This window comes from Candidatus Woesearchaeota archaeon, from assembly GCA_018303405.1.
GTDB lineage: Archaea > Nanobdellota > Nanobdellia > Woesearchaeales > JABMPP01 > JAGVYD01.
In genome coordinates this window covers 14,163-35,899 of the sequence record JAGVYD010000018.1, presented here as the reverse complement: position 1 = coordinate 35,899, position 21,737 = coordinate 14,163, and the positions used below count along the sequence as shown (strand labels likewise).

General features: G+C 45.7%; 10 protein-coding genes. 5 read left to right on the top strand and 5 right to left on the bottom strand.

Features of this window, described 5'->3' with window-relative positions; all coding sequences use genetic code 11:
• Nucleotides 1–2,904: a hypothetical protein gene (locus J4227_07380; GenBank protein ID MBS3110323.1), complete on the top strand. Its 2,904-nt coding sequence runs from the start codon at nt 1–3 to the stop codon at nt 2,902–2,904.
• Between the two features lie 40 nt (nt 2,905–2,944).
• On the opposite strand, the gene J4227_07375 is transcribed toward J4227_07380, so the two are convergent.
• On the bottom strand, nt 2,945–3,517 hold the full coding sequence (locus J4227_07375) for a tetratricopeptide repeat protein (GenBank protein MBS3110322.1): 573 nt from the start codon (nt 3,515–3,517) through the stop codon (nt 2,945–2,947).
• 313 nt (nt 3,518–3,830) lie between these two features.
• Between J4227_07375 and J4227_07370 the strand changes: the two genes are divergently transcribed.
• The 4 genes from J4227_07370 to J4227_07355 all read left to right on the top strand — a co-directional run bounded on the left by J4227_07370 (nt 3,831) and on the right by J4227_07355 (nt 8,066).
• Nucleotides 3,831–4,040 carry a hypothetical protein gene (locus J4227_07370; protein MBS3110321.1) on the top strand — a complete coding sequence of 70 codons (210 nt, stop codon included), beginning with the start codon at nt 3,831–3,833 and terminating at the stop codon, nt 4,038–4,040.
• The gene (locus tag J4227_07365) at nt 4,037–4,186 is read left to right on the top strand and encodes a toxin-antitoxin system HicB family antitoxin (protein ID MBS3110320.1); all 150 of its coding nucleotides are present in this window, start codon (nt 4,037–4,039) and stop codon (nt 4,184–4,186) included. Before J4227_07370 ends, J4227_07365 begins: the two co-directional genes overlap by 4 nt.
• Nucleotides 4,187–4,213: 27 nt before the next feature.
• A complete protein-coding gene (locus tag J4227_07360) occupies nt 4,214–6,808 on the top strand; it encodes a hypothetical protein (protein ID MBS3110319.1) in 2,595 nt (864 codons plus the stop codon).
• An 82-nt stretch (nt 6,809–6,890) separates the two neighbouring features.
• Complete coding sequence (locus J4227_07355; protein ID MBS3110318.1) at nt 6,891–8,066, top strand: hypothetical protein; 1,176 nt, start codon at nt 6,891–6,893, stop codon at nt 8,064–8,066.
• A 65-nt stretch (nt 8,067–8,131) separates the two neighbouring features.
• On the opposite strand, the gene J4227_07350 is transcribed toward J4227_07355, so the two are convergent.
• From J4227_07350 to J4227_07335, 4 genes are all read right to left on the bottom strand, one after another.
• Nucleotides 8,132–9,610 carry a hypothetical protein gene (locus J4227_07350; GenBank protein MBS3110317.1) on the bottom strand — a complete coding sequence of 493 codons (1,479 nt, stop codon included), beginning with the start codon at nt 9,608–9,610 and terminating at the stop codon, nt 8,132–8,134.
• A 48-nt stretch (nt 9,611–9,658) separates the two neighbouring features.
• Entirely contained in the window at nt 9,659–12,010 is a 2,352-nt protein-coding gene (locus tag J4227_07345; GenBank protein MBS3110316.1) for a putative Ig domain-containing protein, read from the bottom strand.
• Nucleotides 12,011–12,047: 37 nt separating this feature from the next.
• Nucleotides 12,048–18,860 (bottom strand): hypothetical protein, encoded by a 6,813-nt coding sequence (locus tag J4227_07340; GenBank protein ID MBS3110315.1) that lies wholly within the window; start codon nt 18,858–18,860, stop codon nt 12,048–12,050.
• Nucleotides 18,829–21,737 (bottom strand): hypothetical protein (locus tag J4227_07335; protein ID MBS3110314.1); only part of this gene is annotated, 2,909 nt, incomplete at its 5' end. The genes J4227_07335 and J4227_07340, both read right to left, overlap by 32 nt.

Sequence of the window (21,737 nt, the reverse complement as noted above, 5' to 3'; positions counted from 1 at the left end):
ATGAATACAAACTCACAAAAATCAATCAAGCGAAACAGGGAAAAAACGCCGCGAGGCAATTTTTTTACCCTGCTTCCATTACTGGCAATATCATGCTTATTTTTTATAGTGTTATTGACTGATAAGGGTTTGGCTTTCCCCCCTCCTGCTGCGGAATATTACGGCACTGTTGTCAATAAACTTGGAGCCTCTTTCCCCGCTGGCACGAATGTCAGCTTCTACGACGCTGATGGTGTGCTATGCGGACAATACAATGTAACCTCAACAGGCTATTATGGTTTCCTGTCATGCAATGGCGATGACCCGGATACTGCTGTGGATGAGGGGGCAGATGAAGGAGACGCCCTGTCTTTTCTCATAAACAATGAGACAGCAGGAACACTTAATGATTCTGTCTGGTCCTCCGGGACATTCAAGCGGGTTGATTTGTTCATCAACAGGCCGCCAGTGCTCGACAGCATAGGCAACCACAATGCAACTGAAGATGCTGTCTTTTATCTGGATATAAATGCATCTGACCCTGACAATGATACTCTGCAATACTCCTTGATTGTCAGCCCGGCTTTTGCCAGCCTGACCCTCAATTCATCCACGGGCGTTATCAACACCACTCCTGACAATGATGATGTTGGTGTCTATTATGTCAGGATCATTGTTAGCGATGGATCTTTATCCGATTATGAGGACATCCAGCTACGCGTCCTGAATACAAATGATGCGCCATATTTCCTGCAGAACCTGACAAACCAGACTGTCTATGAAGGCAATGCAACCAATTATGACATAAATTGCTCTGATGATGACATTGATTACGGCGACAGCATTTCATACTCGCTCAACGTATCCAAGATAACCATAAGCAGCAGCTCCGGATTAATCACATGGACTCCCTTGCATAATGACACCGGGCTTTACACAATAAATGCAACATGCTCAGATGGTGAAAGCACATCAAGCCAAACATTCAACATTGAAGTTGTTGATATAAACAATGCCCCGGTTCTCACTGGCATCGGGGACCAAAGTGTTTACTCAGATGCAATTTTGACTTTTAGCATCTATGCAGAAGACGCAGACTATGACACATTGACATATTCCTCAAACCATACCGGCCTGAGCATCTCAAAAATATCGAATACACAAGCCACCGCAACATTCTCCGGAATTGCATACGGGATTGGCAATTATACAGCAGAAATATTTGTGAGTGATGGCACGATTAATGACTCAGAAGTAATTTTGCTGCGAGTGATTAGGGCACCGTATTGCGGAGACAACCTCTGCGCTGCTGGTGAAACATGCTCGTCGTGCGCTGTTGATTGTGGGGAATGCCCTTCTGGAGGAGGGGAAGGTGAAGGAAGCGGAAGCGCCGGAGGCGGATCCGGGGCCACCAGCGGCATTGGCACAAGTGAAAGCGACGCAGCAGTGTCAATTCCAAGCATTCAGGACCTAATCAGCAGCCAGGCACAGGCACAATACTATTGTGTGGAAGACTGGCTTTGTTCACCTTGGCTGTCCTGCAGGCCGCTGCAATGGACTGGAGCAACAGCACGAGGCGTGCAGGAAAGGGTGTGCCGCGACTTGAACAATTGCGGTTCCATGAACAACCAGCCTTTTGCCCTTAGGGATTGCGCTTATGAGCCTCCATCATCCTGCACTGACAAAAAAAGAGACCAGGGGGAAACCGGAATAGACTGCGGCGGGCCGTGCCCTCCCTGCCCGACATGTCTGGATGGAATCCAGAACCAGGGGGAAACCGGAATAGACTGCGGCGGGCCGTGCGAGCCTTGCACCCTTGTGAAATATGCAGGCCTTGTATTTGAACGGCCATCGCCCATATTTTTGCCTTCTTATCTCAGGGAGTTTCCGTGGGCATTACTTATCCTTATCCTGGTTGTGAATTTTTTCACCACATCTTATGACTGGGGCCGCATCCACAAAATCCGCAAACAGCCGTTTGAGATTTTCCTGGAGATGATGAGGGAATACGCTCCATTCCGCAGAAAACTTTACAAATTCCTGACAAATTTTGATTCGCTTGGCGCGCTGACAATCACTTATCTCTACTTTGTCGGGTCATTGTATACGGTAAATGTCTGGGTCCTTGGCGCGGCTATCCTTGCCACCCCTTTCCTCGTTGGACTGGCCTTCAAGCAGCTCGAATACAATGAATACAGAAAGCTGACCAAAGAAAGAAGGCTCAATGAGATGCACAACCATGAACTTGAATATTTCATGAGGCAGGAGCAGGAAATTATCAGCGAGCTTTATGGCAAGGCAATGAAAATTGTCGAGCAGCTGCAGGCCAAGAAAGGCAGCATGGAACCTGATTCAGAAGCACAAGTCAAGAGCATCATGCCTCTCATGGAAAAGCTCAATGCTTTGAATGCACTATCCGCTCGCATAGCAGGATATTATCCCGATGCAAAATTTGAAAGCAACGCAAAACAATTTGTATTTGACCCCTATTTCAGTAAATTTGCCAAAGAATACCCTGAGCCACACTTTGCAGTGCTTTCTGCCATGAAAATACTCAAAAATATGAACAATCGCAAGGCGGACATTGAGGATGAGAAGGAGTTCATGGCAATTTGCCGGGATATTGCGAGGGATCGACACCTACTAAGCGTTATAATGGCGCGCGAAGAATTGGTGAAGCCCTACAACAACCTCTCTGACTCATATCACCTGCTGAAAAAAAGCCATCTTGCGCAAAATGAGCTGCAAAAAAGCATGGCAGAGGAAGAAAAAGAGTACCTTGCCTTGCTTGACAGCATTTCCAAGGATAGAACTGCAATTGAGCAGATATCAAAAAACAAGAAAACGGCATTGCTGTACAATGACCTGATACTGATTTACAACAGCATCAAGAAAAGGCAAGCCCTGGGCAAAGGGCTAAAATAAACTCTCAAAAATAAATTCTTTGTCAAAATTGATCAGCTTATCAGTATGAATCCTGGCCGTAATCATGCAATACGCCACTGATGACCTCGGCGTTTAGCATGGCTTGGCTATTCCTACTGTCTGCAGCATAGACTGCCAGATACAACTGACGGGCCTGGCTCAGCAAGCCAATATGTTCAGGGGTCAGCATGCCATTATTTTCTGCATTCCTGAAATTTTCCACGAGCATAACTGCCAAGTCCCACTGCGCCTCTGAGCTTGTTGGAGAAAGCTCAATGAGCCTTTCCTGGTAGGCTATGGCATTGATGAGGTTTCCACTATGGTATTCAGCCAAGGCCAGGCTTTTGTAGGCCTTTTCATAGCCAGGGTCCAAGGCAATTGCGGCTTTAAACAGGTCGATTGCATTTTCTTCATTGCCAGAATAAAACTGCAGGACCCCTATATTATGGTAAAGCGGTGCAAGGCTGCTGTCTGGTGAAATTGACTGCCCATCTCCTGCTTTCAGCAAGATTATGACTTTGCCTGAATTTTCCAGGGCAAGGCCAGCAAACGAAGCCATTGCAAGAATGCCTGCCAGAATCAATGCAAAACCCAAAATATTGCTTTTTTTCATGACAAATCACCCCTAATTTCCCCAATTTCTGATGTCAGGGCTCTATAAATATTTTGCGGTCGGAGGTCGAATGGATTTGCCCAAACCGGGCCGGAAGGCGGGTTTTCGGGCAAAGCAGATGGTGCATGCTTTGTCCTGATTTTCATCATGGCATTTCGCCTCCTCCTTCCGTGCCAGGCATGGCAGGATATGAACTAATAATCATTAGTTTTATAATAAAACTCATATATAAAACGAAAAGTATTTATATAATAATTGTTATAATCATCTACAACTATAGAAATTAGTATACTAATGGCAACGACAAGGTAAAATGAGCGAAAAAAGAGTCAATATTGAGCTTAAGGATGACCTGCACAGGCAGGCCAAGGCCATTGCAGTTCTAAAAGGCGTTTCCCTGGCGAAATTCGTGCAGGACGCCATTGCTGATTCTATCACATCTGACTCGGGCCTATTAGCCGACATTGCCAGGCCGCTGCGGAAAAAGGACAACAGCAGCACGTCAAAGGAGGCCAGAAAATGAAAATCAACATTGCTCTCGATAATGAAGTGCACACAAAAGCCAAGGTATTGGCGGTTCTCAAAGGCATAAGCCTCAATGAGTACTTTGAGAAAGCAATAGAAAAGGCAGCAGCAAAGGAGAGGAAGCTTTTGGAGAAGCTAAGGTAAAAGCTGAAAATTTGAACGCGAGTTAAAATGAAAGGAACAGATGCAGAAGAAGCGAGCATGAAAGGAAAGGCCCGGCATAGGCTATCCTCCGGGGCACTTGGACTTGCAGTTCTCATGCTGCTCTTCATGGCAGGCATGCAAATCTCCCTGGCCTCGCCGGGGAATGTCAGCCTCAACCTTACGCTTCAGCCAAACCTGGAATTGGGGCAAAATGCGCAATTAAGCCTGCTTTTGGCATCATCTGAAGCATTTGCAGGGCAGCTGCAATTGTCAAGCTCTGCCAATATCCAGTTTTCCAGCTCAACTGTCAGCTTTGGAACAGGGGATTTCGCCAGCCAGGGAAATTACTTCACAGTCTCGAAGATACTGGCCCTGGCGCCAACCAATACTGGCCCGTATGTTGTGACATCAGTAGCACTGGATGAATTTTCAAGCCAGGTGGTCACAGCCACAAAAACCGGCCAGGTGGCTGACACCATTGCGCCTTCCATAACAACAGCATCGCTAACAGCGGCACCCCCTGATGAATCAACTGCCACATTGTCTGTCACGACGAATGAGAATTCAATCTGCAAATACCATGCCTCAGACACTGCCTATGATTCCATGCCGGGCATTTTCAGTGTCACTGGCAGCGCTGAGCATTCAAAGATACTGACCGGCCTGGTCGGGAATTATTCTTTTTATGTAAGATGCGCAGATTTGGCCGGGAATAAGATGCAAAGCTCCCAAATGCTTTCATACCAAGGCAAGATTAGCGAGGCAACTGTCAGGATTTCATTAAGCGACCCGAGCCCTGTAAAGGCAGGCATCCTCGAAGTCAGCGTTTATTCGACTGAAAGCCTGATCCAGACCCCTGCGCTAAGCTTCATTTTCAGCGATTCCCCTGGAAATTCCAGGGATGTCCCCCTTCAGGGATCGGGGTCAGCCTGGCAGGGGTACATCAATATAGATGATGACCAGAATGTGAGAGTTGGCTCCTTCAGTTTCCAGGGAACAACTGTTTATGGGGGAACCGCAAGCATAATCACAGAAGGGAAACTTTTTGTTGTTGACACAGAAAAGCCACCGTCGCCTTTGAGCTTTGGCGCCACAAGGCTGCCCAACGGGGATGTAAAGCTGGATTGGTATTATGAAGGCGAGACACCCGACCGATTTGAAATCTATCGCAAGGAAGGCTCCGGCGTCTCGTACATTGATGCACTGGCAACAACATCAGGCAGCGAGTACACGGACACCTCTGTCCTGGATAACACTTCCTACAACTATCGTGTCGCAGCAATTGACAAAGCAGGCAACCACGGCGCCTTGTCAGCTGAACTTGCTGTGGATGCGCTGGCACCTGCAGATATCGCAAAGCAGGTGGAAGACATTATCAAAAAACAGGAGCAGCAACAAGCTGAGGAAGAGGAAAAAGAGCCTCCGCAACAGGAACAGCCGCAGCCTGAGCTTGAAAGCGAGAAAAAAATAACAGAGCTTTACAGGCAAATCAAGACCCTGTCAGTTGAAATTGACTGGGCCCTGAACAACCTTGCTGACAATGCAGACCCTGACGTAGCCAAGGCAATCGACTCACTCGGCCTTACCCTGAAGACTAATGATGCAAGGAAGGAGCTGTCCAGCATAGAGAACCAGCTTAACACAATGTCCAGCTCAAGGTTGACAGAGCAGGAAAAACTCTCTGAGCTGGAAACATACAGCCTCGGCATAGCCAGGATTAAGCATAAGACACCAAAGAATGCCCGTATCATGTCCCGAAGTGAATTTGTACAGATAACAGTGCCAGAAGACTCAAATGAAGTTGCAGGCCTTTACAATCCGGGCCCTGATGCTGAAAAATATAAGAAATTTACTGCAAATTTCCAGGATAAGGTGGAAGTTGCAGTATCGCTCACACAGGTCATGATTGAGAATATAGACAAAAGCTACTCAAACATGAGCCTCATTTCCAAGTCTGTGTCATACAAAAGCGCTGACACTGCGAATAATGTGGCAATAGCGGAAATAATCCCAAAGGATATTGCGCAGGTTGCCGGCGACCTGAGCATCAAGACATTGGGATACCAGATACTGAAAGAGGACCCAATACTATTATGGGATGTTGCTCAATTCAATTACCAGAAAAACGTGATAACCTATGCTGTTGAAAAGAATGTTGGAAGGCTTGATGCAGAAACCATCAAGACAATTGTGCTGCCTGACCGTGCAGGGACATATGATGATTCCAGCTCATCAATAGTTGGCAATGCAATCCAGAATGTCAGCTTTGCCGGCTTTGGCTCCATGGTCAAGATCATGCTTTGGATAGGCTTCGCCACCATCATACTCCTGTCAATGTATTATGTATACTTCATCAGGAGCCAGCAGGTTGAGGAAAAGAGATTCTTTGAAAGCGAGGAGTCTGAAAAATCCAAGCAGCATTACAAATATGCAAAACAGCTGATAGGCGAAGCTGGAAAGGAACTCAAGCGCGGCAAGGCAGTCAGGGCAAGGCTTATCTATGACGAGATATCTGGAATTTACAAATATCTTCCCGAGTCATCAAAATCCCTGCTCCTTCCAAAATGCGTAGAGCTTCATGCTAAAATACAAAAGCATTTGGATAGCCAGAAAAAAACATAAAATAGATATATGATGCCGTGCCAATTGACATATCCAAATTATAGCGTGGTGGCAACATAAAAATAAAAAAAGCGGTGAGTTTGTGAAGAATAAAATTGCACAGGGCTATGCCGGGAGGGCCATTGCTCCCCAAACCCGGCAGGAAATCAATACTGCACCTATAATATCGACTATAATATCTATAATGCTGGCATTTAGCATCCTATTCGTTTTGAATGCCGGAGCATCTTCTGGCCTGCTATACACAATTGACACATTCTGCAATTCTGAGCCGTGCGCGGCCGGGCAGAATACCACCTGGATTGTCACAGTGACAAATGAGGGCGTTTCATCCTTGGAGCTGACAAGCTTTGAATTAATTGATTTCCACACAACATACTCTGTTGCGCAATATGTCTATCACGGGCAGCCAACCTCGATTTACAGCGAGGCGCCTGGCGGGATCAAAATAAATCCTGGCAAGAACTCAACCTTCAACCTTTCAGGCATTATGCCGTTGCCAATAGAATACAGGAAAGTCATTGTTTTCCCCTGCTTCGGGCTTGCGACAAAGCAGGGCGACCTTTACTACCAGCCCCGGGATATCCATGAGGTCAGGTATTGCTCCAAGGTAAATTACAGCATGTTTGTCGTGCCTTGTGTCAACGACAACCACTGCAGCGAAGACCAGGTTTGCAATGCCAACCTTTGCGAGGAATTCGGGTGCGCTGACTGCGAATACCTTGCCAACCACACCTGCCGTGCCTATGAATGCTGCTCATCCAATCAATGCAATGACGGCGAATACTGCCATGACAACAATTGCCTGGCTTTGAAATGCCAGGAGGATGAGGCATATTCCAACCATTCCTGCATGCCGCTAAGATGCCTTGACAGCCAATATTTATACAACCATACATGCCTGGATTTGAAGTGCGAAGAAGACGAAGGGTATGTTGACCACAGGTGCGCCCAAATAACGTGCGCTGAAAATGAATATTTGCGTGACCACAGGTGCCTAAAGCTCGACTGCACAATCTACCAGGGATACAGGAACCATACTTGTTATGAGCTTAATTGCAAAGAAGATGAGGAATTCCTCAATCACACCTGCCAAAAGCTCAACTGTTATTTTTTCCAGGATGAAATAAGCCACCAGTGCGTGAATAACAACTCCAGCATTATGAAAGCAGTTGCAGAGGCCGTAGTCATAATCCTAATAATACTTTTCTTGGTGGTCGATGCATTCAAGATAGAAAAAAAACTCCATTACAGGTAATATGCACAAGACTTCTGGAATGCAGCAGCAAGCAGCATGGACGGGGGCAGGGGGAGTGGCTACAATCACGCAGCCCTGGCGCCAAACACAACTGTGCCATTGCATATGCCTCTAATCCCTGCAGGCACTGAGACTTTCCAAAATGTCAAATTCCGGTCATTGCCATAGGACATATCATTGGTCCGCTGGAACAGTGTGAAATTAGTTACAAGGGCCGGGTCATCAGATGTGTTTTGCATTTCAGAAAAAGGCAGGCCATAAAAAACTGAATACCTTTCATTCTTGATGGATATGTTCCCGCCGCCCGCACAGGACATGGAAACATTATCACCATCCGCACTGCCATACACATCAATGGTCAAATTAAGCGGAAGATTGCCAAAATTCGTGATCGTGACATTGACATCCTCGCTTGACGTCTGGGAAGGCGACATTATCCCAAAATCAATGGCACTTGGGCTCACATCAAGCGCAAGAAGGTCATTCACAAATGTCGGGGTATAGTTTGAGAGCGTAGAATTGCTGTAGTCAAACGCGCTTATATTGCATACCCATGAGCCATTATTGGCAAAATATGCGACATCAAAGCTGCAGGTGTAATTGCGCTCAAAAACATTGCTGCTTAGGTTCACACAGCTTGAGTTGCTGTAGTGGTAATTAAAATCATCAGCAGATGTCGATCCAATAATCTCCTGGTAAAGGGAGGCATTCACGATGCGAATGTCATGCTCGGTGTTATAATCCGTAATTGTGGCATTGCAGGTTATTGAAAGATTGTTGCCCGGGACAAGCTCAATCAGCGGGATGGAGCCAACGTTATTGACAATTGGCCTTAAATTTTGAATTGTGACATTGTGGAGCATGTAGCGGTTGCTTGTATTCTCAAACTTCCTGCCATCACTTTCACAATTTGCCGCAACTGTGATATTTGCTGTGGCATTGGCTTTCCCTGCAACTGTCCAGGTTGTGGTGCTGTGGTTTGATAATGTGATATTTCCCAGAAAATGGGTGAGATTCTCTCCTACTGTCACATTAATCACAAGAAGGTTGCTGAAAGAGATTGTTGCATTGCAGTTTATCCCGTCATTGCCAAACATGGAGATGTTGGCAGTCAGGTTAAAGTGAACAGTCTTATTGACCACTGAATTGTTGGCCGGAAACAAGATGGTCACATTGGGCTCGCTCGGCCTGCTTGTGTTTATGACAACATTGACGCTTGTGGTTGTAGGAGCCAAAACCGAGGCATTCTGCCCGTAATGGGTTGCATTCCAGGCGATTACAATTATTGCATCATTATCCTCTCCAGTTATAGTCGCTGAATAACTGCCCAATAGCTGCGGTATGGGAGGCGCATTTGTGTAAGTCTGAACAAAAGAGCCAAAAGTGGTGTCATTGATGAAGACCGGAATGCCGTTCTGCACCCCATTTCCAGAAAGAGTTGTAACCCTTCCAACTACGTTGTGCGGGCCGGGCGGCGAAATCGCAATATCCACCAGCCATAAAAGCGCAATTAGCCAAATTGTAAGCACTATCCCTTTTTTCAAGCTCGCATTCTCCATATTTTGCTGCAGGGCACGGCCCTGTGGAACATTTCATAATTTCTTCAGCTTATTGTAGGCCATTAAGCCAATGTATACAACAATGAATCCTACAATCAGCATCCACAATACTGTCAAAGCCTGGCTTTGCAGCCCTTTTCCCCTGGCTGCATAGCCTGTTATTTGCGAAAGCCCGCCTGTCCTCTTGTCAATTACAAAGTCAAAGCTGTCCAAATCCTGCATGGTTGCCTCAAACACCTGCGCGGACCCCTGTATCCTGACAAGCAGCCTGTCCCCGAATTTGCCGTGCATGTTGACTGCATAAAGCCCGCTGTATGGGCCGACACCTGTGTGTCCTTTTACAGTCTCGCCGGTGTCAATATTCCGGATTTCAAACTCAGTTCCCGGCGGAACCTGTGTTTTGTCATTATAATAAATAATTCCAGAAATCCTGAATGGTGTTTTTAATCCTGAGCTCTGGGCAGCGTCAATATCCTTTACAGGCACCCCTTCCCGCAAAGCAATCGCAAAATTGCCAAATCCTGATGAAGTTGCATCATAATAGGCAAATGTGCCATCAGTTTCCGCAAACTGGGTTGGCAGCTCAAGCCATTTGCCATCCTCAAACACATACAGCACCATGTCTGAATATTTTATTTCCCTGCTGTCCATCCATTGCCTTTCAATCTTAAACCTTATCTGGACAAATCCATCTTCAGCAGGCTCTGCATGTTCCAGGACAAAGTACTTGTACGCCCTCAACTGCAACGGCTCTGTCCCAGCCGTTCTCGTTGACATCTCAATAGGCTGAATTTCAACAGTGCCCATAGCCTCAGCAGCCTGCACAAGTATGACTGTGTCAGACAAACTCGATGACTGGAAAAGAATTCTTCTTGGTAGGGTGGAGCTGCTTCCTGCAGTTTGGTCTGGTTTCTTGGAGACTGTTAGGTTGTACTCTTGCAAATCAATTAAGCTTCCATCACTTGCCCGCACAATGATCAAATACACCCCTTCCACTGACCTTTTTGTTTTCCATGTTATCAGGCCATTTGCTGAATCTATTGACATACCCGCCGGGCCCTGCACAATTGAGTATAGGATTGCATCGCCGTCAATATCCACGGCGTCCACATCATACAGATATGTCTGGCCCGACTTAATTATGGTTATGGGTGAAGAAATTATTGCAGGGGCATCATTCACATTTGCGATTATCAGGGCAAACTCCTGAGAGGTACTGCCATTATCATCCATGACACTTACAGTAATATTATGTGTGCCAACCTGGCCATTATCAGGCAGCCAGCTGATGATGCCATTTGTGCCGTTGATAGCCATTCCAGGCGGGCTCTCCAATAGACTGTAAGCCAAGGCATCATTGTCAATATCACTCGCTTCAACATCATATGCATAAGCCATATCCTGCGTGCCTTCTGTGACCGGCAGGCTGGTAATAACCGGCAAGTCATTGACATTTGAGACATCAATTGTGAAATTTTGGTCTGCACCGACCAAGCCGTCTGAAACCCTTATCGAAATGCCTTGTTGGCCAATATGGCTTTGGTTAGGTGTCCAGTTTATCAAGCCGGTTTGCTGATTAATTGACATGCCTGGCGGATTCTGCATTAATGCGTAAAACAGCGTGTCATTGTCAGGGTCAGCAGCATTAGCATCGTAAAGATAGGAAGCTTTCTCAGTCGCAGTTAAAACAGGCAAGGAAGTTATGACAGGGACATCATTCACATTTGCGACAGTTATGCTGAAATTCTGATAAACGGTGTATGTTCCATCATTAACATAAACTGACACAAAATTCACTCCGACATCCTCGTTTTGCGGCGTCCACGTTATAAGCCCTGTGCCAGAATTGATTGACATGCCCTCTGGCCAGATTGCAAGGCCATAGTCAAGATTGTCATTATTGCCGTCGACAGCTGTAACTTGATATGAGTATGGCACACCCTGGGTTGCCTCTGTCCCAGGAGCAGATGTTATGTTTGGCGGCATTGCCGGGTAGGTCATGTTAAGATAAAGATTTACATTGTGCAGTACGCCTGCCAGGGCCAATGTTAATTCAACTTCATTATAAAGATTCCATGCCTTAACCACAATTGTGTCCCCGTCTTCTCCCTTAAGTGATGCTGAAAATCCACCTGTCCCAACATGGCCCGTAGTCCCGAAGACAGCCAACCCATTATTCATGTTGAGAACTGAAAATTGCGTTCCAGCGGGAACCTCTGTTATGCCATCAAGCTCATAGATCTTGCCGTCTATGCCGTGCGGGACTGGCAGGGCAAGGCCAACTGATACCAATATCAGGCCCAGAATCAGCCATGTAAATATTTTTAGCCCAGCAGGATTTGATATACCTGTTCCAATGCCCATTTTTGGTTTTTTCCGTTTCATTCTTTAAGTCACATCTTCATGCTTTATCATTAAATCATTATCCCTTGTTTGTATTTGGCTCGTGCTGCCAATAGGCTGGCGGCGTCACATCGAAATAATACCCCTTGCCCGGTTCCATGGTAAGGAAATCCAGGTTATTGAATGATGGGAACCAGCCCCATGGCGTGCCAGCAATTACGTAATGGATTGTAACTTCGAAAAGGTCTGTATAAGGGTTATACCTGTCAATAGCCACAACGGAATTCGCAGGATTGACAACAACAGGATAAGGTGGATTGTAATCCTGCGGCAGGGCGGATTCATTTGGCGAATACCATCCAACAACATTCCACCCCTGGGTAAGGTTGACTGACACGTTTATTGTGGGCACCTGCCCGACAAAGGTGATATTGCATGTTTTGTTGACCTCGGCCCAATATCCCCTTCCAATCTCCAGATGCGTGAAATTATCGCTTCCTGCTGCCGGCCTCCAGGCTGTGCCATTGAAATCAGTCTTATCGAATGAATCAGTGGTTGAATTGTAGGCATAGAGGTGCCAGAGGCAGCTTGCAGGCCTCACGGCAAAATTATAGCCATTGTTTGTCCCATTGTTCAGCTCGAAATTTGATATGTTAAACGGCAGGCTGATTAAGTTCCAGTCTGAAACAGCATTGGTATTGTTCACCAGCTCAATGTCATATTTCCCGACAATAATGGAAGATGTCTTGTTGGCATTCCCCCTGACTGTTGATACTTTGTAGTATCTTTGCGGCTTTCCATCAGCGCCGCTGTCTGTATAGTTGCTGTCTGTAATCCCCGTAATGTTCGGTGTTTCGCCGAACTCATCGTTGAAGTCATCTATGATGTAAATGTTAAACGAGTCTGCATATAATATGTTGTTCCAGTCAAGGATTACACTGGCATTATCATCATCCAATGACGCATTAAGCGCCGATGGTCCGGCAATAACTGTGAAATTCCATGTCACCGAGGTGTTCGTATTATTTGAGTCGTCCCAGCAAGTCACGTTCCAGAAATTGGCGCCTTCAGGCAGGCCAGGCACAGAAATATTCATGGTCTGGTCCCGCGGGCTATTGACATTTTGGGCCTCAACATTGCCATTGACTGTGACATTGCATGAGGCATTTGTATCTACGCTGTCGCTTGCTGTCCAATTGAAAACAGCCGTGCTTACAGTAATGTTATCATCATTGACTGGCAGCCTCAGTGTAATTGCAGGTGAAGTGACATCCGGAGTCAGCTCGAATGTCACAAAGCCAAGCCCATTCAGGTAATTATCATTGTGCGCCAGGGCAACAACAGAGTAATTGCCAAACTGGCTTCCTGTTGTTGTAAAGTTGAATTTATAGGAGCCATCCCCTCCTGACTCATTGTATTTGCGGTAAATCCAGGCTTCTTCATCAGAGCTGCTCAAATTCGGCCCAACAAGCGTTTTCCTTCTCACTGAAAGGTTGTCCCAATACCCAATTGTCCTGAATTCGCCGGCACCGAAGCCGCCTGCTGCCACTATCCTCTCAGGGCTGGAATCATTGTAGCTTAGCAACAGCGTATCATCCACATAACCTTTTAGGAAGGTTGTTGAATCATTGCTATAGGTCTCAAGGGTCAGCCTGTACCACTGGTTTTTGGTGGAATAGGTTGTGGCAGAGCTTGCAAGCACAGGGTCTTCCTTTGCCCCGCCATTATACCTGTTGAGCACAGTCCCTTCAATATTGCTTGTTGTGTAGAAGTAATAGTAAGTGTCGCCGTCAATCATGCTTGCCACTTCCATCCTATTCAGCAATCCATTCCTGTCATTATAATAATGCGAAACTTCGATGATAGAATCGGCTAAGGGGATATTTTTCCTGATTGATTTACCAAATGCACCCGATGCGCTGTGATTCAGCCATTTATTTGTTGCATCGTACTGTATTGTCCCGGCCACATCCTCACTCAGGTCTTCAAAGTCCTTGCTCAGGTTATACAAGCTTGTGGTGTTGGCGTCAAAACCCTCATAATAAAAATAGACATTTGATCTATTGGCTGGCGGATTGCCGGCGCTGTTGTTCCCATAATAAATATAATATCTAATCTCGCTCGTGTTTATCGGGATGTCTGCAATTGTCTTGAACCATACGCTAGTGTAAAGCGAGTTTATGCCAAAGACAAGCCTGTCAAGCTGTGTCCAGTTGCCCGTATCATTGTTCCAATAAGCAACCCTCAGGTCGTCCCCGTCGGCCTGCATTTTGCCAGCAGCGATCAATGTTGCAGTGTCCATTGTGAAATTGACTGTGTAATTTGCCAGGAGCACCCTTGACCAATTTTGGGCCAGGTTCTCACTATTTGTGATATTCACCCTGGTCCTGTATTTGTAGCTGACATTCCACCATATCACAGGCACATTTGATGTATTTAGGTATATCACATCAGCAGTTATGTTTGCCCGAAGCTTATTGCCAAATTTGTCTGACACATTTACGGTTATTGTTGCATTTTCGCCCAGCCCTGTTGACTTGTCCACTTCATATAACAGCTTATTGCTCAATACCGAAACATACAGGTTGGTTGCCCTGCTAACAGTGAGATTGTATAAATCGCTTGTGCCAACATTATAATAACCAGAGCTGTTGTCTGTGCAATTTATCTGCCAGGAATAGCTGTTGTCATTGAATCCGGAGACTTCGAAGCTTTGTGTTGCATTCTTGGCGATTGTGCTGTCGGTCTGGTTCAGGGTATGGTTTATGAAAATGCTGCAATTTGCTATTTCAGACAGCGCGTCTGTCACATTGAAATAGAAATTTATTGTGGTTATTGTTGAAATTGTGTTATTCAGGGGCAAGTTCAAATTTACCCGGGGCGATGCCCTGTCAGGCTCAACAGACAGGTTATAGCTCACTGAACTATTCACATTGCCTGCAGTGTCAGTGCAATTAACTGACCAGTTGTACACATCCTCAGCAAGATAAATCGTGAAATTGTTTGTATTATTGCCCAAAACTGTATAGTTGGTGGCATTGACTTCGTTATTAATAATCAGGCTGCAATTTCCAATGCCTGATGTCACATCAGTAACATTGTACCGGAACAGGACTGTGCCATCCAGGTCGCGCGAATTATTCCCCGGATTCAGCAATGTAATAACCGGCGCTGCCCTATCCAATGTTATGTTATATTTTGTGAAATATTCGCCATAGGTGCCGAAACTATCATTTGCCCTGACCCTGACCTGGTAAAGCCTGCTGTCTGGCAGGGATGATATGTCCCATGAGCAGTTATAGCTGTCAGAGCCATCCTGGTCAATGCAGGCAGCCTGGAAGCTCTGGCCAAGGTTCTGGCTGTATTCAAAAATTGTGGTGTTAACCCCTACCTCTCCATCTGTTACTGTAGCGTTTAACATATATACATTGGCAGATATGTTGGTGAAATTAGACGGCCTGTCAAGAATTGAGACAGGCCCTGTCCTGTCAATTTTGAAAATATAGGCGATGCTGTTGTTCTGGTTATCCACGGTGTCTGTGCAATTTATTGCCCAGCTGTAATATCCCTCTGCAAAATTATACATTGTGAAATTCTGCGAAGCCTGCTCGGAAATTGTGTAGTCAGTTTCATTTATTGTGCCATTGACAACCAAGGAGCAATTGCCGGGGAAAAGCAAGTCGTCTGTCACATTGTAGTAAAATGTCGTATTCGCCGGCTTCCAGGTATTATTGCCCGGGGCTTCAAGGCTGATGAAGGGCGGGATTCTGTCAATTCTAATAACCCTGCCGGCAGTCTGCGCTGAATTGCCTGCTGAATCATTGACCGTCACATTGTACACATAATAGCCGTGGGTTATCCCGGCCAAGGTAAAATTAGTGGATGCCCCTGCATAGGACAGCAGATACTGTGTCCCATTGAAATTGAGCAGGGCCTTGTCGGGATTGGTTTCCGAATGCGTCACATTGACGATGAAGCTTGTTGAGCTTTGGTTGTAATTGTCAATGGGCGTCGGGCCTGCATAATCCACTGTGGGATTGGTGTTGTCCAGGGTGATTTTCCTCGTCTCTGTACTGTTAATGTTATTTGCCAGATCAACCATGGTGGCATTATAGTAATACACTCCATTTGTAATTTCAAGGTATGAGAAATTTATGCTGGCATTTGTTGGGCCCGTAAGCTGCACTGCTCTGTACACTGTCAGATTTATCAATTCAAAGGTTGAGTTGTATAAATAGAATGTCAGGTTTGCAAAATGGCTTTCTGTGATGCTCAAATTGACAAATATGTAGTCCCTTGGGAAGTAGGTGTTGTTGGCTTCAGTGCCGCCCGCAAAGCTGATGCTTGGATACACTGTATCAACATTCAAGGTCCTGTTTGTGGCATTGAATGCTGCATTTGTTTCAGTGTCATTGCAATAAACATTCCACACAAAATTGCCGTCAGGGAACGGTATGGATATTGAATCACGGACACCTGAATCAACAGTCCCGTTAGAAACATTGGCAGCAAAGGGCCCTGACGCATTGTGGTAAACTGTGCATGTATCCAAGTTGATGTCTGTTGCAGTGTAATTAATCTTCACGGCAGACTCATTGCTCCATGTGTTATTTGAAGGTGCCCCAAGGACAATCCTCGGCGGAAGATTGTCAATGCCTATGTTTGTTGTTGTGCTGTTCTCCAGCCAGTCCGAGTCAGTCACATTTAACCTGAGGTAGCAGGCATAGGACTCATTCTCGCACTGGGTCTGGGAGAGCGTGTTCAATGTGCAGTTCTGGTCAGCGGTGTCGCAGACAAGGCCTGGCGACGAGAAGCCCGCATTATCATCAATCTCGAACGCATACCTGATTATTGGCTTGTCATCTGTTGTGTCCGAGCCGTTCAGTATTTCAACGCCATGCAGCCAGGTGCTGTTTTTCGGATAGGCAAAGCTCGCATTTGGATGGTCATTGACAGTCAGGTTAATGCTCTCAAAGGAAGTATATGTCCCGATTGTCGCTGACCCGGCACGGCAGTTTATTTTCCATGCAGTCATGCCTGCTGTTGCAGATGTCCTTATTGTGAAATTATATGCGCAATAATCTCCCTGGTCGCCTTCGGTGAGGTTCCCGCAATAATAACTGTTATTATAATTGACCAGGAACGAGGAAGCTGTAGTTATATCTGCAGCAGCCCCGCTCAGGTTATACTGGGCATAGAGATACACTTCAGTGCAATTCTGGACTCCGTCATTCCCGTTGCAATAGGCGCGGCATTCCTGCCTGTAGGTGTAATTCTGGTAGTCTTCAGACTCATTAATCTGGAAATTGGATAAAGGAAATGTCATATTTGCAGTCAAAGTCGCTATGCTTGAGGAATTGAAGAGCAATCCTGCAATGGATGAATTGATGTTGCCTGCAGTGTCATTGGCATAAGTCGCAGTCCAATTGAAAATGCCAACCTTGTTGGCCTTGTAGGCCACCCAATAAACATTGTTGCCATCAGCATCACCGCATGAGCCTGTCCCTGTTTCATTCATAAATACATTCTCATATATGCCATCCGGGTCCAGGATTTTCGCATAAGTGGCGTTGACCCCTGAAAAAGTGTCTGTCACAGTGACATTGAGGCAAAGATATGTTGTTATGTTAAGTGAAGTCATATTGATTGATGCATCTGAAATCACAGGATATGTCAAATCCACCCTGAGGCTGCGGTTTCCTGTATAATTCTCATTTTTCAGCGCGTCGCTGCATGAGACGCTCCAATTGAAATAGCCTGATGGCATTGCCTGGGTGAAATTAAGGGAGGTGGCCTGGGCCAATGAGTAATTGGTCTGATTCAGAAGGCCATTCACATAGAGGCTGCAGTTGGATACAGACAAAATAGCATCGGTGACATTGTATTTGTATACTACAGGATGGGAATGGTTGCCAATCCATGAATTGTTCAATGGAGATTCGGGGTAAAGCCACGGCGGGGTGTTGTCAATCCTGACAGTCCTTGCAAGTGTTGTGTTGCTGTTGCCAGCACTATCATTTGCTGTTACATTATAGGCATAGACACCATCACCCAACCCCTGTATTGTGAAATTCGCATAGCTCACTGAAATAGCTTCAGTTGTAAGGGACCCATTGAAATTCAGGGTGACGGAGTTGCTGTTGGCATCGCTTAATGTCACATTGACAACAAGCGATGTTTGAGTCTGGTTGGTATTGTCAGGTGGTGTAGGGGAAGCATAATTCACATTTGGATTGAGGCTATCAAGAGTTATAACCCTTGCCACAGTGCTATTGTATTTTGATGCCTTGTCCCAGACAGTGACATTATAATGATAAGCTTCATTTACATCACTGAGGCTTGTGAAATTAACATAAAACGTCCCTGTTGTGTAATTTGTAGCATTAACCAGGGCAAAATTGGAGTCATACAAATAAAATGTGATGTTCGCATAATTTATTTCCGTGACACTCACATTGACAAATATCCAATTCCTGTTGAAATAGGAATTGTTGGCTGCAGTGCCTGAGTCAAAGTCTATGTTCGGATTCTGTGTGTCCACATTTACGGTCCTGTTGCTCGAGTTGAATGCGCCGTTCCCCGCAGAGTCATTGCAGAATACATTCCACTGCCAGCTGCCGTCAGGCAGGCTTATGCTTATTGTGTCCTGTATGCCATTTGCAACAGTGGAATTTGTCTCATTGGCAGCAAAGCTGCCTGATGCATTATGGTACAAAGTGCATGATGCAATGTTGGTGTCGCTTGGAGTGTAATAGAAATCTACCTGGGAAGCTGGGCTCCAGCTGTTGTTCCCAGGCCCATCCAGCCTCACTCCGGGAGCAATATTGTCCAATGTTATCCTGTAAGCCACAGTCGAAGCCTCAAAGCATGCCCGATGTGTAGTTTGTCGCATTCACCAAAGAGAACGCTGAATTGTACAGGTAGAATGTTATGTTGGCAAAATTGCTCTCATTCACGCTCACATTGACATAAATCCAGTCCCTGCTGTAATATGAGTTGTTTGCTGCCGTGCCTGTGTCAAATGCAATCTGGGGTGCGGTGTTGTCAAGCGTTATTACCCTTGTTTCTGTGGAATTTTCAAATCCTACCCTGTCAAAAACTGTGACATTATAGTAATAATCCTCATTGGCATCAGCCAGGCTTGTGAAATTTACAAAAAAGGCAGGGCTTGTGTAATTTGTGCTATTTACCAGATCAAGGCTGCTATTGTATAAATAAAAAGTGAGGTTGGCAAAATTCGATTCAGTTATGCTCACATTGGCATAAATCCAGTCCCTGCTGTAATATGAGTTGTTTGCTGCCGTGCCTGTGTCAAATGCAATCTGGGGTGCAGTATTGTCGAGAGTTATTTTCCTGGTTTCTGTTGTGTTCTTGTTGTTGGCCCTGTCCACAAGAGTGACATTGTAGTAATACGCCTGGTTTATTATTGCCAGACGGCTAAAGTTTAGCGTGGCGTTGCCTTGGCCAAATGCATAAAGCACTGTTGTGTTTACCATCTCAAAAGTGCTGTTGTAAAGATAGAAAGTGAGGTTTGCCTGGTTCAGGTCGTATGCGGACAAATTGATGAGCACATTGTCCTGCGCAAGGAAGGAATTGTTGGTGGCAGTCCCGCCGGAATAAGTCAGATTGGGCAGAGTCCTGTCAACTACCAAAATCCTGAACGCTGACTCATTTGAATTCCCAAAGCTGTCTGTGCAATTGACACTCCATGTATAGTTGAGGTCACCGAGAGTTGAGACTGAGAAATTATTGACTATGTTATTTGTTATGGTGAAATTGGTGACATTGGCAATGCCGTTGACAACAAGGGTGCAATTCGAGAGGTTGTAATTGTCACTTGGCGTGTAGTGGAATCTCACGGCCTGGCTGCTGTCAAAGCTGTTGTTTTCCGGACTGTATAGGTATATTGCAGGATTGTCTGGATCGCGCACAATGATTCTTGTGCTATAAAGGCCAGTTGAGCTGGAATAATCACTCGTGGCAATGCACCGGATATTGTTGTCGGTCGAATACTGATTTGCCTTTAGGGTGAAATTGACATATTGTGAGACATTAACCACTCCTATGCCTATTGGATTTGTGGACCCGGAAAGTATCAATGGGTCGCCACTGTCAATATCAATTGCTTCCCACGCAGACGTTGATGTGTTTCGCTGGACTGTGACCACTGTTCCCAGGCAGTATCCGCCTGTGCAGCTGACATTGCATGTGGCATTAAATGTCAATGACTGGTTAATGCTGAGCATTGCCAGGGGGCCTGAAAGGTTCGCAGCAAGATTTCCCAATTTATATGCAGATATGTTGAAACCGCTGTTTGTAGTCGGGTCCCAGCTGTGCGTTACAGTTGCCCCATTTGTCGGGTCCCTGTAAAATCTGACATCAAATACCATCTCGTTGCTTGGCAGAATGTCTATGTATGACGACCCAGTAGTGCATCTTGCAGATCTCTGCGATGAGGAAGATGAAAAAGCTTGATCATCCACTACTTGGCAAATTGTTGTGTCACCAGTTGAGTTTCTCTTGATCAATCTCCAGCTTGCATTCTCAACCCTATTGGAGCTAAAATAACCGTCGAATTCAATTGTGCTGCTTGCTGGGATGTACAATCCCTGCGGCCCATAGACACTATTGTTTGAAAGGACAGCTTCAACCAGCCAGAAAGTCCCGGAATTGCCATTTGACATTGCCACGGAGATAGTGTTTGCGCCCCCATCCATATGGTCTGAAAGGTTTATCGGGTAGGCTGTGTTCTTGTCCCCTGTTATGCCAGTGTCTGTGCCAGGCAATGTTTCATAAAACCTCAATTTTGGCGTCGCTACATTTATTGTTATATTCCTGAAGGATGATGAGTTAGTGTGGCCGGCATAGTCTGTGCAGTTGACGCTCCAGTTATGCTGACCGTTTGTCAGGACTGTTGAAAGTGTCAAGGTGGTATTCACCTCAATGGAGCTTGAGCTCGCGTCCGCAACGCCATCAATTACCATATAGCAGCTGCTTACCCCAAAATTATCAGAGACATTATAGTAGGCTGTAAACGAATTGCTGGTGGTCTGCAATGTGTTGTTGTTTGGCGATATCAACCTAATTTGGGGATACCAGCTGTCTACTGTATACGTGAATGTAGTGTTTGATTCCCTGCTTTGGCTCACATTGTCATAGGCAATGACTTTCCAGTAATACCTGCTGTTGTCGTTGAGCTGATTCGAGAGCGGGATGACAAAGGAATGGTTGGAAATGTTGCCAATTGCTGAATAAACGAAGTCGTATATGCTGAAATCAGTGTGCACTGAGAAGATTATTGTGTAATTCTTGAAATGGGCCTCTGCTGTTTCAGACCAATTTACATAAGGAGTCCGGTTGATTGAATATGAATTGTTGGATGGAGCAAAAAGATTGAATACGCTTGGGTAGGTTGTATCTATCTCTATAGAATAATTTGAATCATTGAAAGCATAATTGCCTGCCTGGTCATAGCATTGCACGTTCCATATATAGTACCCATCATTAATGGAAGTCGGGACAAATGTGTTTTCCACATCGGCTGTAGGCGTGGTGTTGCTCAAGTTCTGTGAAAATGCGCCGCTGAAATTTGCATAAAAACTGCAATTTTTCAGATAGCTGTCAGATGGAGTGAAATTGAACAAGACTATACTGGCGCTTGTAAGAGTCCTGTTCCCAGGCCCATCCAGCCTCACTCCGGGAGCAATATTGTCCAATGTTATCCTGTAAGCCACAGTCGAAGCCTCAAAGCTTACCCTGTCCCAGACTG